The organism is Dokdonia sp. PRO95, from assembly GCF_000355805.1.
Taxonomy (GTDB): domain Bacteria; phylum Bacteroidota; class Bacteroidia; order Flavobacteriales; family Flavobacteriaceae; genus Dokdonia.
The window spans coordinates 386,508-402,347 of the sequence record NZ_CM001837.1; the positions used below are offsets into that span (position 1 = coordinate 386,508).

Consider the following 15,840-nt stretch of genomic DNA (forward strand, 5'->3'; position numbering starts at 1 on the left):
TAAAAACTGGAATTTTAAAAAATAGCATATTTACGCAATACTAGACATAGAAACCACTGGCGGTAAGTACAACGAAGAAGGTATAACAGAAATCGCCATATATAAATTTGACGGACATCAAGTTGTAGACCAATTTATCACTCTCGTAAATCCAGAACGCCCCATACAAGCATTTGTAGTAGGACTTACTGGCATTAACAACGGGATGTTAAAAGATGCTCCAAAGTTTCATGAAATAGCAAAGCGTATTATTGAAATTACTGAGGGATGTATTATTGTGGCTCATAATGCCCAGTTTGACTATCGCATTTTAAGTCTAGAGTTTGACAGACTCGGATATCCGTTTGAAAGAACAACGCTATGCTCTGTAGAGCTCTCACAAGAGTTGCTCCCAGGTCATGATAGCTATAGCCTAGGCAAGTTAACGAAGGCACTAGGAATCGCGATGTCTAACAGACATAGAGCAGATGGAGATGCTATTGCCACAGTAAAGCTTTTTAAGCTACTCCTAGAAAAAGATTCAGAAAAGACAATTATAACCAAGGCCATACGCTCTTTCCCAAAAAAGCATATGGATACCAAACTCAAGGACCTCATAAGAAGCGTTCCTTCTGAGACTGGTGTGTACTTTATGCATAATGTAAATGGAACCATCATTTACATAGGCAAAAGTAAAAACATGAAAAAACGCCTTACGCAACATTTTACTAATGATAATCGTAAGAGTAAGCAAATACAAGATCAGGTAGAAACGGTTACTTACCAGACTACAGGTACTGAGCTCATTGCACTTCTAAAGGAAAATGAAGAAATAAAACGCAACAAGCCAAAGTTTAATAGAGCCTTACGTAGAACTAAATTTAAGGTACAACTCACTCACTATACAGACAGTGAAGGCTATATACACCTTAAGACTGAAAGAGCAGATGCACGTAAGGAATCTATCACTACCTACAGCAACACCATGAGTGCCAAAGCTAATCTAGAGCGCATTATAGACTCGTATGATTTATGCCAGCATAAGACACTGTACAATGAGAAGAATGGTAACTGTTTTAATTACACCATTAAAAAATGTAATGGCGCTTGTATAGGTGAAGAATCACCAGAATCTTATAATAAAAGGGTTCAGGCTTTTTTAGATAAGCACAGCTATAAAAATAAGAGTATGGTCATTGTTGAGCGTGGTCGCACTTCAAATGAACGCTCTGTAGTACTTATAGAAGATGGGGTTTTTAAAGGGATAGGTTATTTTAAACCTGACTTCCAACTTAACAATCTAGAAACACTCAAAGCTATTATAACTCCCATGGAGGATAACAGAGATGCTAGACATATTATCCAAAGTTATTGTCGTAGTAGAAAACGACTTAAGATTATCCCGCTAGACCAGATTACTAACTAGCACAGAAAACACTATTTTTAAGCCACTGTATAAAAATTAGATATTTTGACAAAAGAGGGTACATCATTCTGGCGCAGGAAACTACATGATATTATTTACGAAGCAGATACACCTGCTGGAAAATTATTTGATGTAGTACTACTTGTTCTCATACTAGCGAGTATTGCATTAGTCATGCTGGAGAGTGTAAAGAGTTTAGATGCAAAATACCATGATGTTTTTGAGGTAGGAGAATGGATTATCACCATCTTCTTCACGCTAGAATACTTTGCGAGAATTATAACGATAAAGAAACCTACAAAATATATTTTTAGCTTTTACGGGCTTATCGATTTCTTCTCAACGATACCACAATATCTTGCATTTTTCTTTATTGGTTCAAACGCCTTACTCACTGTAAGAGCACTGCGCCTCTTACGAGTATTTAGGATTTTAAAAATCACGAGATACGTAGGTGAGTCTAATAAGTTATCAAAGGCACTACGAGATAGTAGAGCTAAGATTAGCATTTTCTTATTTGCCGTACTCATTCTGTGTATAATCGCTGGTACTATTATGTATATGGTAGAAGGAGAAGAAAGTGGTTTTTCAAGCATACCTGTAAGTGTTTACTGGTGTATTGTAACACTCACAACGGTAGGTTTTGGTGATATTGCACCCGTTACTCCACTTGGACAACTTATTGCCGCTATCATCATGATTCTAGGATATGGTATTATTGCAGTACCTACAGGTATTGTAAGTGCAGAATATGCAAAAGACATGAGCTCAGAAAAAATCACGATAGATGGTGAAGATTATGTGCATATGAACACGCAAGCATGCGTAAACTGTAATGCAAAGAAACATCGTGATGACGCAGAGTTTTGTCATAAATGCGGACACACGCTTAATGTCTCACATGAGTAAATATCTCATCCCCATCGTAGGACCTACTGCAATAGGTAAAACTGCACTTTCTATTAAAGTTGCACAATATCTTAAAACAGAAATTCTATCTGCAGACTCTAGACAGTTTTTTAAAGAGATGTACATAGGCACCGCTGTTCCAGAACCTGAGGAACTCAACGCAGCTCCACATCACTTTATACAGCACCTTTCGGTAGATCAAGATTACAGTGTAGGTCACTTTGAAAAAGACGCTATCAAGAAAATTACGGCACTACATAAAAAGCATGACACACTCGTTATGGTAGGTGGCTCAGGCATGTACGTGGATGCTGTCATTAATGGCTTAGATGAGTTTCCACCTGTAAAGGATGGTGTACGAGCAAAGCTCAAAGATTTACACGAGAGCGAAGGCATTGAAGCACTACAGGAACTTCTATTAGAAAAAGACCCTACCTATTACAAGCAAGTTGATATACAGAACACACAGCGTGTCATAAGAGCTTTAGAGGTATGTCTTTCGGCAGATGAGCCTTTTTCATTTTACAGAAATAGACCTAAACCTAAGCGCAATTTTGAAACCATCAAAATAGGATTACAAGCAGACCGTAAAATCATGTATGATCGTATTAATTTACGCGTAGATCTTATGATTAAAAATGGTCTGGTTGAAGAGGTGGAAAGTTTGCTTTCGCGAAAGCATAACAACGCCCTTATAACTGTAGGCTACAGAGAACTTTTTGAATATTTTGAAGGCACAGTTACTCTAGAGAGAGCTATTGAAAATATAAAAACAAATACCCGTCGTTTTGCAAAAAGACAAATGACCTGGTATCGTCGTGATGAGACTATCAATTGGTTTGACTACAAGACACCTTTTGAAGAAATAGCGTCGTTTATAAATAAAAAAACGCACCACTCATAGAGTGGTACGTTTTTATAGGTACACTAATATCGTTTATACCGATATTGGCTATTAGTCGTCTTTCTTTACAACCAGACGGAATCCTTCTCCGTGTATGTTTAAGATCTCTACAAGGTCATCCTTTTTAAGGTACTTACGTAATTTTGCAATATATACATCCATACTTCTAGATGTAAAGTAATTATCATCTCTCCAGATTTTTGTAAGGGCTAGTTCTCGTGGCATTAAATCATTTTCATGAAGTGCAAGCATGCGTAATAACTCATTTTCCTTAAGAGACAATTTTATAGGCTCTTCTTCTTTATACGTTAAGAAACGTAGCTTTGAATTTAAGTGGAAGTTACCAATATTGAATTCAAACTGCTTAGAATCTGCCACAGAATCAACAGATTTACGCTGTATGATTGCCTTAATCTTCATAAGAAGGACTTCACTATCAAATGGCTTGTTTAGGTAGTCATCTGCTCCTACTTTATATCCTTTAAGGACATCTTCTTTTAGCGCCTTAGCTGTCAAAAAGATGATAGGAATATCTTCATTCTTCTCTCTTATCTCTTTGGCTAGTGTAAATCCGTCTTTATAAGGCATCATTACATCAAGGATACAAAGATCGTAATCGTCTTTTTTGATTTTTTCAAATCCTTCCATACCGTTGTTTGCATGAGTGACATTGTAGTCTTTCATCATAAGGTAATCTTTAAGAACTGTTCCGAAGTTCGGATCGTCCTCTACTAGTAAAATCTTTTTGTTTTCAGTTTCCATATTAATATGATATTAGTGGTATTTTGATTATGAATGCACTTCCCATTCCTTTTTCACTTTCAACGGAGATTTCTCCTTGGTGGTCGTCTACGATTCTTTTTGCGTAGGCAAGTCCCAATCCGTGGCCTTTTACGTTATGTATGTCTCCTGTATGCTCACGATAAAATTTGTCAAATACTTTTTTCTGTACTGCCTTGGTCATACCATCACCTTTGTCTTTAATCTTGATGATAATTGAGTCCTTTGTGTTTTCTGTATAGACGTCAACCTCTGGCGCTCTATCTTCTGGAGTGTACTTTACAGCATTATCCATAATATTTACTAAGACATTAGTAAAGTGTGACTCATTTGCTAGTACTGGTGTACGCTCTGCATCTAGATGAAGATCTATATAACCGCCGCGATCTTCTACTATTAATAGTACGTGATTGCTAGCGTCTTCTACTAGTTCATGCATATCTAAACGTTCCTTTTGAATATCTAGTTCATTCTTTTCAAGTTTTGAAATACGTAAAACGTTTTCTACTTGACCATGCATTCTTTTATTTTCTTCTCTTATAAGTCCTTGATAATAACTAACCTTTTCGGGATTAGCACTTATTTTTGAGTTTTTAAGGGCATCTAGCGCAAGGTTTATAGTTGCTATAGGCGTTTTAAACTCATGCGTCATATTATTTATAAAATCTGTTTTTATTTGAGAGATTTGACGCTGCTTATTAAGTTGATGTAATGCGCTTGAATATGCTATAACGATAATGAGTGTAAATATTATAGACAGGCCAGCCATTCCTAAAATAGAAGAAATTACAAACTTCTTTTCCCCTGGAAACTGTACATATAATGAGTAGTCACTTAAGTCTTGATTATATAGAAATATTGGCTCGCTATATCCTGGAGCAGATTTTCTAAATTTAAAATTTTCTGATCTTACCTTAGTAAGTAAATCATTACTATACACTCCAAAATCAAAATCTGTTTCTAGATTTCTCTCTGCAAGCTCTATCGTTAACAGTCTTTCTATTTCTTCTGCAGTTAGTCTTTTATGAATAGGAATCTTAGTCGCTATCTCACTCACTATATCAGAAAATCTAAACTTCTCATAGTCAATAAGACGTGAAAACTCTTGTATTCTATTTGAGGTGGTTTCTTCTCCTCCTTCTACGTTATTCTTTCTTATAATTTGAGTAGACTTTCTGTTTGCATAACGTTTAAAGGCAATACTATCACCTTTTTCACCTATAAAACCAGGTGCTGTTATTTTAAAATCTTCTTGAAGAATACCGCTTGTATAAAGAATAAGTTCATTATTTACTAGATCCTCATTTAGATAAAAATACTCATCAAATGTAAGATCATCCGGCACACCAATACTATCTACCATATTCTGCACAGGGTAATAGTAATCTTCCAATTCTCTGTTTTCAATTTTATCTACAACGGCAGATAAAGCTTGTCTAGCATTAAAGCTAAATTGCTCTCGCTTTGTCTCAACACTACTTGTTATCCAGTAACCTTGAACAAAGATGATTCCTATGAGTGAAAGACTCATAAGAATGATTAATAAGTAAAACAGTTTTTTATTCACTATCCAAAAGTAAGATTTTAACATTTGAAGCCGATTCGGTTTAACCAAATGTTAACAAGCAGCTATTTTACTACTTCCACCCCCTACTAATGCGCATCATAATGTGAGTGTGAATGCGACCTACAGCGTCTTTGGACAAGTCTAAAAACTCATTTTCTATTAGTACATCTGCCATAGCGGTCTTACGATTATCTGTCCATTGTGAATTCATGCGTTTAATTACGTCATTTTCTGACGCTTGATCCCTCTTCATAACACGTGCAATTCGATCGCTTTTTGGAGCAGTAACTAAAATAGTATAATCACAATCTAGGTGACCGCCATTTTCAAAAAGTATAGCTACTTCTTTAATAACGTAAGGAGCGTTTTGTTCTGAAGCCCATTTTAAAAAATGTTTTTTTACTGCCGGATGCACTATGCTATTAAGCCTTTTTAATAGTTTAGGACTACTAAACACCTCATTTGCGATATAAGCTCTATTTAGCTTACCGTCTATATAAGACTGATCGCCTAGTAAAAATGTAATTTGCTTTATTAAGACCTCATCTGTGTTCATGAGTTTCTTAGCCTCCACGTCTGCAATATAAATGGGCACTCCTAGCTCGTTAAAAAACGAACCTATTGTTGTTTTACCACTTCCTATTCCTCCTGTGAGACCTACAATAATCATACTCTTAGTTTACTACAATAAATTTAACTTGCTTATTAATAAGTCGTACAGACTTAACTCCTTTAGGTTCTCTAGCAATTTTGAGCGTTAAATATGCGTCTGCATTACTTGCTGTAGCATAATCACAAGTCACTAAAAAGTCTGATGGTGTTATACTTTCAAAATTCTCAAGTTCTACCAGGTAAATAATTTCGGCCGTTTTTGGTAAGATTTTTACACGCTTCTCCGGATCATTTAATACAGTTATAGGTACCGTAATTTTACCTTCTGTAAATTTTGCAATTTCCTGATGTAGTGTTATCGACTTATGAGATATCTTAAGTTCATCTGGCAGGGCATCAAGTGATAGCTGCACTTTTTCTGAAAGATCTGTATTGATATTTAAAATTTCCTTTTGTTCTGTAGGAATGAAACGTATGTTTGATAACAACGAACTAGGACCAACAACGGTAACACTGTCTGGTACTATAGTCATTTTATTACGTCCTCCATAACCACTTTTATAGTCAAGGGTCGCCTTGGATATCACCGGGACCTGTTTTGATGCAACAGAATCTATTGTTATAGTAATTTGAGAAGGTGTCATCGATAGTATAGACAGATCACCATTCATAACACTTTTGATCACTTGCTGGTTTTCATTTGTATTAAATACAAAGTCCCTTTTAGACACTTGATCTAATTGCTCATAAGGTATTGCCGCCACTGGAGCATCTAATGCATTTGCAAGTAAAGAGAATCCAGATCCCTCTGTTTGAATTTTAATAAGCTCCGGCGCTATGGTTTGTATCGTTCTATCTAGTGGAACATCTGTGACGCTTAGTGCTACTTCGTATTGTGTATTGTATGTTTTTGAAAGCTTTATAAGAGCAGCGACAATGGTAGTAAGCAAGAGAAAGAAAAAGAATTCTCGCGCAGTTACACTATTAATCTTAATTCCCTTAGACATAAATTACAAATCGTTTTACCCCTCTAATGTACTAAAAAAAAGGTGTGGATACCGCTTGCGGGGCTCCTTGCCTAACCATTTAATTTGCATTGTAGAATCCAGAAAGCCTGTACCATAACCATAAAACTGTATAAATGTGGCCATTACACTAAGTAATCCAATAGCTATACTTTTATTAATAATAGAGGCATGTAAAAATATGAGAGCAGTGTATAGTGCATAAAAACTTATTGCAAGATAATATCCCGCTAAAAGAAGCACTAAGCTCACAACAAGTCCTAATATAAAGAGTGTAGGAAACCAGTACGTTATTTTGGCCGTAGTGGGATGCCATTTATTTAAGATAGGCCGCACAAGTCCAAATTTATTTACTTGTATATAAAATTTCTTCCAAGAAATGCGGCGTTTGTGATATACAAAAGCTTGTGGAATAAGTGCTGTTTTAAAATTAAGTTTCCATAACCTCAATACTAAATCTGGATCTTCACCTGGGTGGATATTCCCAAAACCTCCACTTGCCTCAAATGCTTTTTTAGAGAGACCCATATTAAAACTTCTAGGCTGGAATTTGCCTGTATCTTCTCCTCCACCTCTTATTCCGCCAGTGGTGAACAGAGAGGTCATACTATAACTTATTGCCTTTTGTAAATTTGAAAAATCAGGGTGCGCAGCGTCTGGACCTCCAAAACAGTCTACATAATTTTTCTGTAATTGTTCATCCATAACACCCACATATGATGGAGGCAGTATGCAATCAGAATCTAAAATTATAAAGTAATTACCACGAGCTCGTTGCATACCATAGTTACGAGAGCTTCCTGGTCCAGAATTTGGTTTTGGTAAATATGTTATATCTAGATGGGGAAATGCAGCAATTTCATCCTCGCAAGAGATTGTAGATCCGTCTTCAATGATTACTATCTCGTAAGGTATTGTAGATTCTTGCGCGTCAAAACTTGCTAGTAATTCGGCGATTTCATCTGGGCGATTAAAAACGGGTACAATAAAAGAATAAGATAATTGCATATTAAGACAAAGCTAACGGTTACACCATAGGGAAGCAATAAAAAACCATCGAGGATGTGTCGATGGTTTTAATGTGATATTAGTACGCTTTCGCGAAAGCGTAAAAAATAAAAATCTATTCGTGCCCTTCTGCTTTCATAAAAGATTCCATCACCTCATTACTCACACCAGTGTTGCTAAAACCTCCATCATTATAAAGGTTTTGCATAGTCACACGCTTTGTAAGATCTGAAAATAATGAAATAGTATAATCTGCACAATCTTGAGCTGTAGCATTACCTAACGGGCTCATTTTTTCTGCATAAGCTATAAACCCATCAAATCCTTTTACCCCTTGTCCAGCCGTAGTAGGCGTAGGAGATTGAGAGATCGTATTTACACGTACGTTTTTCTCTTTACCGTAAAAGTAACCGAAGCTACGCGCGATAGACTCTAAGTATGCCTTATTATCTGCCATGTCATTATAATCTGGAAAAACACGCTGTGCTGCCATATAGGTAAGAGCAACGATACTTCCCCACTCATTCATTGCATCTTGCTTATAAAGCGTTTGCATCACTTTATGGAAAGACATTGCAGAGACGTCTGTTCCCTTTTGTGTCCAGTCATACTTTTGGTCTGTATAAGCACGACCTTTACGTACGTTTATAGACATTCCAATAGAGTGTAAAACGAAGTCTAATTTACCACCTAAAATTTCTTGAGCCTTAGAGACAAGAGCATCAAGATCTTCTAGAGAGGTTGCGTCTGCAGGTATGATTTCTGAACCTGTCTTTTCGGCAAGGTCATTAATTTGTCCCATACGCATAGCGATAGGCGCGTTTGTAAGAACAAAAGTCCCTCCTTCTTCGTGCACACGCTCTGCGGTTTTCCAAGCGATTGAATTAGGATCCAATGCTCCAAAAATAATTCCGCGTTTTCCTTTAAGTAAATTATAACTCATAATATTATTAATGGTTTGATGTGTTTTGTTATGCTCTCTAGCTTGTTGTTGCTAAAAGAGTGTAAATATCGTAGTTTCTGTGCAAACAACCCTAATTAAGTAAATTTTTTGCGTGATCTATTGCGGCTTGACTTTTCTGGCTACCACCTAGCATTGCCGCTATCTCCACAATACGACCATCTTCATCTAGCTGCTCGATAAATGTCTGGGTGCGCTCATCTGTGTCTTTCTTATACACTTTAAAATGAGAAGCACCTTGTCCAGCTATTTGTGGTAAGTGAGTTATACTTATGAGCTGCATGGTGCGACCCATTTTTTTAAGTATACCCCCCATCTTCACAGCAATATCTCCGCTTACTCCAGTATCTATTTCATCAAAAATGAGTGTAGGCAACTGTTTGTGTTTACTTAGTACAGACTTCAGAGCGAGCATAACCCTTGAGAGTTCTCCTCCAGAAGCACCTTTTCCTAAGGGCTTTAACTCACTCCCCTTATTTGCCGAGAATAAAAATTCTAACGTATCATTACCTGCGGCGTGAAGATCTTCTTGAGCAGCTAGTGATACTTGAAATTGCGCATTAGGCATCCCTAATTCTACTAACAATTTCTCTACTAGAGATTTTAAATGGGGTGCTGCCGTCGCACGCTCTTTATGAAGTTTTGTTGCTAACTTAATAGCTTTGTCATATTGCGTTTTGATCTTATTTTCTAGCGTGTCAATCTTATCATCAACGCCTGCAATATCCTGCAAATCGTTATCAAGATTGTTTCTAATATCGATAAGTTCTTTTACAGTCGCTACTTGATGCTTTTTGAGTAGCGAGTGCAGTAATTGCATTCTATTATTAAGTCGCTCTAGTGCAAGAGGATCTGCATCTACCGCATCAGACATCTCACTTAAAGTTGCTCCTATATCTTCGAGTTCTAAAAGAGCACTATTAAGCTGCTCATAAATTGCAGTATACTGATTACCATAACTACTTAATCGAGATAATGATGCTCTAGCCGCCGTGAGCTGATCTATTGCTCCACTTTCATCTAGGGAGATATTTTGAACAGCAGTAGCAAGCTGCTGCATAATCTCATCTGCATTACTTAGCGTATTAAGCTCTTCTTCTAAAGACTCATACTCACCTTCTTTTAAAGAGGCTTCATCTAGCTCATTAAAAAGGAAAGATTGATAGTCATATTCTAGCTGGGCTTGCTTTTTCTTTTCTAACAATTCCTTTAGCTCGTTCTGTAGTACTTTCCAAGCTTTAAAAGACTCTTTGTATTGTCCAAGTAATTTAAGGTTATCAGAAAATGTATCAATCATCTCAAATTGAAAATCATTTTCAACTACTTGTAATGTTTTATTCTGGCTATGTATATCAACTAACCTTGACCCTAAAATTGTAAGCTGCGCTAGCGTTACAGGAGTGTCATTAATAAATGCTCTACTTTTTCCAGATGGTAAAATCTCCCTCCTTACTATTGTCGCACTTTCGTAATCAAGATCGTGTTCTTTAAAAAAAGGATTAAGTTGATATCCCTCTATATGAAAAACACCTTCTACAATACATTTTTGTGTAGCATCTCCAGCACTTGACATATCTGCACGTTTACCAGTAATAAGTCCCAGTGCGCCCAGTAATATAGATTTACCTGCACCAGTCTCACCAGTAATTACAGTAAAACCCTTGTCAAATCTGAGTTGAACAGACTGGATAAGTGCATAATTTTTTATAGATAATGATGTAAGCAATGGCTATAAATATTTAATTAATCTTAATGCTATTTACGTTTACAAATGTCGATTAAAGCTAATGAAAAATTCCCGCAAGACGGGAATTTTAAACATTGATTATTTTAGAATAACTGATTTTAAAATTTAATCTGCCTCCAAAAATTAGATTTAGTAGGCGCTACTTGATTAAGTACTTCTACAAGTGATGTTATATTAACCGATGGCCCTGAAGAAAATATAGATGCGATTTCCTCCGCTTTTGTATCGAAGAACACACGTGTTAAAAAGTTATTAGGCCTTTTTTTATATAAAGATTGAAACTGTGATAAAGTAGTCGATATTGCTTGTTTACTACGCTTCTTATCATCAACCATAAAATCTAAACCTGTACGGTGATAGCTATACATAATCCCAGCAAACTCTCTAAAGTTAGGAGACAATAAATCTTCGTTTAAACGATATCTCGATTGCGCGCCATCTTGAGGATTCCAACCAGTCTGGCTATTAGGTTGAGCTGTAGTTACAATTTGCTTTGCTTCTTGAAAATACTTACCCCCATCATTAAGCTTAAAGGTATTTGCATCCATACCTATAATTGTATAAGCATAAAAAGCCATAACCGAAACTAAGTTAGAGTCAAAAGTATTGGGGTTATAAATAAGAGGCTGAAACTCTGTGTATTCAAAATCAAACTGCTTGTCATTAAAGTTAAAAGTAGCTGTATCGTAATTAGATCCATACACAGGTCTTGATGCTCCTACTTGCACAGTAGCTCTAAAATTATTTCCATCTTGCTGGGTGATGATAATATTAAAAGAACAATCTATGCGCTCTTGCTGTTTGAATCTACGATCTGTCCACTTTGTATTATTAACAAACTCTGTAAGTGATCTTTCTAGCGTTTTAAACACCTGAAGATCTGCCTTGTTAGTTTGCTCTGCGTTAATAACAACAACAGCGTTAAGCTCTTGAGCTATAGAATTTAAAGAAAACAATAAGACTATTAATAATGTAAAGGTTCTCATAGTACTTGTGATGCTATTTTATCAAATATATCAATAGATACTGCAGCCTTAGATTTTAACTCATATGGTGTTGCGGTACCTTCTTTATCAATAAACGTAATTTTATTGGTTTTGGTCTGAAAACCAGCACCTTTATCATTAAGCGAATTTAAAACAATCCCATCAAGATTCTTTTTCTTTAATTTTTTTCGTGCATTTTCAATTTCATTTTGAGTTTCTAATGCAAAGCCAAGAAGGTATTGATGTTTTTTAATCTCACCTAAAGAAGCTAGAATATCCTTAGTTTTCACTAATTCAATACTCATTGAGCTATCATTCTTTTTTATTTTTTCTGTAGCAACAGTAGCTGGTTTATAATCTGCCACAGCGGCAGATGCTATTGCCACATCAACATCATTAAAGATCGCATGTGCCGCATCATACATTTGCTCTCCAGAGACTACATTATGCACAGTAATAGCGCTGTTTGACACTTTAATTGCACTAGGCCCAAGTATTAAATCTACTTGAGCACCTAGACTTGCGGCCCTAAGAGCTAGCTCTACTCCCATTCTACCGCTACTATGATTTCCTATAAAACGCACAGGGTCTATAGCTTCATAAGTAGGTCCAGCCGTAATCATCACACGTTTCCCTTTAAATGGTAGTTTATTAAGAATGTCTTTCTCTATAAATGAGACGATATCCTCTGGCTCTGCCATTCTTCCTTTTCCTACAAGACCAGAAGCTAGCTCACCACTAGTGGCTTCTATCATCACATTCCCGTAGGATTGTAATTTCTGAAAAGAATTTTCGGATGAAGGGTGGATGTACATATCTAGATCCATTGCTGGAGCAAAATACACTGGACATTTTGCACTCAGATATGTTGCAAGTAGCAAATTATCTGAGGCGCCATTTGCCATTTTTGAGAGTGTGTTTGCCGTAGCAGGAGCTATTACCATAAGATCTGCCCATAAGCCTAACTCTACATGATTAGTCCATACCGCATTCTCATCTCCTTCAATTGTAAATGATGAGTGTACTGGATTACGAGAGAGTGTACTCAATGTAAGTGGAGTTACAAATTCCTTTGCTGCCTCTGTCATTACTACTTGCACAGAAGCGCCAGCCTTTATGAATGCTCTCACAAGACTGGCGCTTTTGTATGCTGCAATGCCAGCGGTAACTCCTAAAAGTATTTTTTTACCGCTTAAAACTGACATCTATCTAATCGTTACTTTTTCCTTCTTCAGTAGCAGTTGTGTCTCTATGGTAGATACGATCTTCTAACCACTCTTGCACTGCAAGTGCATGTGCTTTAGGAAGGCGCTCGTAAAACTTAGAAACTTCTATTTGTTCTTTATTTTCAAAGATCTCTTCAAGACTATCATTAAATGTTGCAAATTCATCCAACTTTTCTGACAATTCCTTCTTGATTTCAGTGTTGATTTGTGTAGCACGTTTTGAGATGATTGATATCGCCTCATAGATATTATTTGTAGGTGCATCTACAAGATTTTTATCAATAGTCGTGGTACTCAATGGTGCATCAATGTCCTTGATATTCATAGTATTCATCTTTAATTTAATAGATCATTTGCTTGCAGCGCTTCATTAATCTCTGCAAGTTCCTTTGCTGCCTCATCAGCATATTTTCCTTGAGGATAATATTTTTCTAGTGCGTTGTAAGCTGCTTTTGCAGCTTTTAAACGTTCTACTTGACGACGTTTTACACTCCCCATAGCAAGCTGGTATGCAGAGTTAAACTTCCAGTATAAAGCATCTTCTCTGTAAATAGAGCCTGGGTAATCAAGCAAGAAATTATCAAATGCACTTATCGCATTTGGAAAAGTAAGCCTACTAGCCCCAATTTTATTGTACCCTTTTGCTATCTCATACGCTTTGCGCTCAAGCTTAGTTCTTAATTCTTGCACCTTTGCATTAGCCTCATCTAATTGCTCAGAATCTGGATACTCATTGATAAATCCTTGTAGCTTCTCTAGTGCTATATACGTATCCCCTTGATCTAAATTAAATCTAGGCGATCTTCTATAGTAACTCTCTGCACTCTTAAATGCAGCTTCCTCTCTTTTTGTACTCTGAGGAAATGACTTCACAAAACGCTCAAACTGATAACCACCACTATAGTAATCACCTAGTTCATAAAACGTATTTGCATATAAATAAGTAACACGTTCTGCTTGGGGTCTCCCTCTATATAAAGGAACAATTTGTTCCCAAAGCCTTAATGCTTTCTTGTATTTCCCTTGACTATACAAGGAATCTGCAAATTCATATTTTGCTTTAATATCATCGTTCTTGAGAACATCTTGATATGTTGAACAAGAGCTCAATAACACTACGGAAACTAATAGGAAAAATATATTCTTCATAAGGGTCTGAAACAGCAGGCAAAACTACGTAAAATCAATTACATAACATAACTTAATTAATAGTGCTCAAAAATAAACGCTTTGACCCTGCTAATTATTTTGTTATGATACGTTTAACTTTTTTGAATAACAGAGAGCGCGTCACCTATTTTTTCATGTAATACATCACTCGCTGCCATTAATGGCAATCGCACATAAGGCTCGCAAATTCCTTGATGAGATAATAACGATTTGATTCCAGCGGGGTTTCCTTCTTCAAAGATTAAATCTATCATTGATAGGAGCGGTAAGTGTTTTTGGTACGCTTTCGCGAAAGCGTTATTCAAACCATCATTCATAATCTGAGAAAAATAGGAAGGTAATCCTTGACCTATTACAGAAATAACACCACTACCACCTGCCGATACTAACGATAACGCAAGTGCATCATCTCCAGAAAGCACCACAAAATCTTCTGGCACCTTGTGTATCAAGTGTAATACTTGAGCCATATCATTTACAGCTTCCTTTATAGCCACGATGTTCTCAAAATCACTAGCTAGTCTTGCCGAAGTCACTGGCAACATATTACTAGAAGTTCTACCTGGCACATTGTACAAAATGATAGGCAAAGGACTTGCCGCTGAAATAGCTGCAAAGTGCTGATATATTCCTTCTTGAGTAGGCTTATTATATGCGGGCGATACTGAGAGAATCGCTGTAATCCCATCAAGATCTGTCGTGCTAAGCTCCTCTACTACTGCAGCTGTATTATTACCACCTACACCTAACACTATAGGCAAACGTTTATTTGTAACTTTTACTATATGAGCAACAATCTGTTTCTTTTCTTGAATGGTAAGTGTTGCTGTTTCGGCAGTAGTACCTAGTGCTACTAGATAATTAATACCTCCAGCAATACAATGCTCTATAAGACGTGTAAGCCCGTCAAAATCTACAGATAAATCTTTGTGAAATGGCGTTACAAGGGCAACACCCGTTCCTCTCAACTCTTTCATTAATGTATAACTTTTAAAATCTTTAAATACTTTTCAAACTCTTTTATAAAAACTGACTCTTGTCCATCATCTACATGAATGGTAAGATCATTTACAGATTCCATTTCTGGAGATACTCCTATTTTTAAAACTGCATTAGACATTGCCGTCATTGCCCTAAGAGCAAGTGCGTCTGTGTGATAGTAACTTATAAGAATATCAAAACGCTGTTTTTTAAAATCCTCAAGAGGTGCTGTTTTAAATACACCTTTCCACCCTATTTGTTTTTCTGAGAAAAGTGACGGAAGTTCTTTCTGCTCCTTAGTCAACGCTTTCACGTACTCAAGCGTCACCAGATCTTTTTCTGAAAGATTTAAAATCTTAAGAATCTTTTTGAGAGATGCAGGATCAAAAGGCTTTGTACTGTCTTGTAATAATCCTACAACAACCGGTTTTGTCCCAGTAGGCTTATAATCGCGTTTGCGTAGTTGCTTGTCTATTTGCTTATGAATAGATTTTGCTTTTAATCCGTTTAAAAACATGTAACTTTACTTTCATACAAATGTAGCCAAAATATACTGCTA

The 15,840-nt window shown here is 36.4% G+C and carries 16 protein-coding genes; 3 read left to right on the plus strand and 13 right to left on the minus strand.

Annotated features, from left to right (window positions below; genetic code table 11):
* Positions 1-28: 28 nt before the first annotated feature.
* Genes D017_RS01555 through miaA form a run of 3 tightly spaced genes read left to right on the plus strand, consistent with a single transcriptional unit; the run spans position 29 to position 3,218 of the window.
* Positions 29-1,405, plus strand: a complete 1,377-nt coding sequence (locus D017_RS01555) for an exonuclease domain-containing protein (RefSeq protein WP_035334286.1) — start codon at positions 29-31, stop codon at positions 1,403-1,405.
* Between the two features lie 45 nt (positions 1,406-1,450).
* Complete coding sequence (locus D017_RS01560; protein WP_035334287.1) at positions 1,451-2,314, plus strand: ion transporter; 864 nt, start codon at positions 1,451-1,453, stop codon at positions 2,312-2,314.
* Positions 2,307-3,218, plus strand: a complete 912-nt coding sequence (gene miaA, locus D017_RS01565) for a tRNA (adenosine(37)-N6)-dimethylallyltransferase MiaA (protein ID WP_035334288.1) — start codon at positions 2,307-2,309, stop codon at positions 3,216-3,218. Before D017_RS01560 ends, miaA begins: the two co-directional genes overlap by 8 nt.
* Positions 3,219-3,269: 51 nt before the next feature.
* On the opposite strand, the gene D017_RS01570 is transcribed toward miaA, so the two are convergent.
* The 13 genes from D017_RS01570 to D017_RS14880 all read right to left on the minus strand — a co-directional run bounded on the left by D017_RS01570 (position 3,270) and on the right by D017_RS14880 (position 15,798).
* The gene (locus D017_RS01570) at positions 3,270-3,980 is read right to left on the minus strand and encodes a response regulator transcription factor (RefSeq protein ID WP_035334289.1); all 711 of its coding nucleotides are present in this window, start codon (positions 3,978-3,980) and stop codon (positions 3,270-3,272) included.
* A 1-nt stretch (position 3,981) separates the two neighbouring features.
* The gene (locus D017_RS01575; RefSeq protein ID WP_225969320.1) at positions 3,982-5,529 is read right to left on the minus strand and encodes a HAMP domain-containing sensor histidine kinase; all 1,548 of its coding nucleotides are present in this window, start codon (positions 5,527-5,529) and stop codon (positions 3,982-3,984) included.
* 106 nt (positions 5,530-5,635) lie between these two features.
* Positions 5,636-6,235, minus strand: a complete 600-nt coding sequence (gene coaE / locus D017_RS01580) for a dephospho-CoA kinase (protein ID WP_035334290.1) — start codon at positions 6,233-6,235, stop codon at positions 5,636-5,638.
* A gap of 4 nt (positions 6,236-6,239) precedes the next feature.
* Positions 6,240-7,184 (minus strand): hypothetical protein, encoded by a 945-nt coding sequence (locus D017_RS01585; protein ID WP_035334291.1) that lies wholly within the window; start codon positions 7,182-7,184, stop codon positions 6,240-6,242.
* Between the two features lie 15 nt (positions 7,185-7,199).
* Positions 7,200-8,210, minus strand: coding sequence for a glycosyltransferase (locus tag D017_RS01590; protein ID WP_035334292.1), 1,011 nt, complete (start codon positions 8,208-8,210; stop codon positions 7,200-7,202).
* A 115-nt stretch (positions 8,211-8,325) separates the two neighbouring features.
* Positions 8,326-9,153, minus strand: a complete 828-nt coding sequence (locus D017_RS01595) for an SDR family oxidoreductase (protein WP_035334293.1) — start codon at positions 9,151-9,153, stop codon at positions 8,326-8,328.
* 91 nt (positions 9,154-9,244) lie between these two features.
* Positions 9,245-10,897 (minus strand): DNA repair protein RecN, encoded by a 1,653-nt coding sequence (recN, locus tag D017_RS01600; RefSeq protein WP_035334294.1) that lies wholly within the window; start codon positions 10,895-10,897, stop codon positions 9,245-9,247.
* Between the two features lie 119 nt (positions 10,898-11,016).
* Complete coding sequence (locus D017_RS01605) at positions 11,017-11,904, minus strand: DUF4835 family protein (protein ID WP_035334295.1); 888 nt, start codon at positions 11,902-11,904, stop codon at positions 11,017-11,019.
* The gene (gene coaBC / locus D017_RS01610) at positions 11,901-13,109 is read right to left on the minus strand and encodes a bifunctional phosphopantothenoylcysteine decarboxylase/phosphopantothenate--cysteine ligase CoaBC (protein ID WP_035334296.1); all 1,209 of its coding nucleotides are present in this window, start codon (positions 13,107-13,109) and stop codon (positions 11,901-11,903) included. Before coaBC ends, D017_RS01605 begins: the two co-directional genes overlap by 4 nt.
* Positions 13,110-13,113: 4 nt before the next feature.
* Positions 13,114-13,455: a DNA-directed RNA polymerase subunit omega gene (locus D017_RS01615; RefSeq protein ID WP_035337805.1), complete on the minus strand. Its 342-nt coding sequence runs from the start codon at positions 13,453-13,455 to the stop codon at positions 13,114-13,116.
* Between the two features lie 11 nt (positions 13,456-13,466).
* Complete coding sequence (bamD, locus tag D017_RS01620; protein WP_035334297.1) at positions 13,467-14,279, minus strand: outer membrane protein assembly factor BamD; 813 nt, start codon at positions 14,277-14,279, stop codon at positions 13,467-13,469.
* A gap of 113 nt (positions 14,280-14,392) precedes the next feature.
* Complete coding sequence (dapA, locus tag D017_RS01625) at positions 14,393-15,277, minus strand: 4-hydroxy-tetrahydrodipicolinate synthase (RefSeq protein ID WP_035334298.1); 885 nt, start codon at positions 15,275-15,277, stop codon at positions 14,393-14,395.
* Positions 15,277-15,798, minus strand: coding sequence for a hypothetical protein (locus D017_RS14880; RefSeq protein ID WP_051583769.1), 522 nt, complete (start codon positions 15,796-15,798; stop codon positions 15,277-15,279). The genes dapA and D017_RS14880 overlap by 1 nt, the downstream gene beginning before the upstream one ends.
* Positions 15,799-15,840 lie beyond the last annotated feature (42 nt).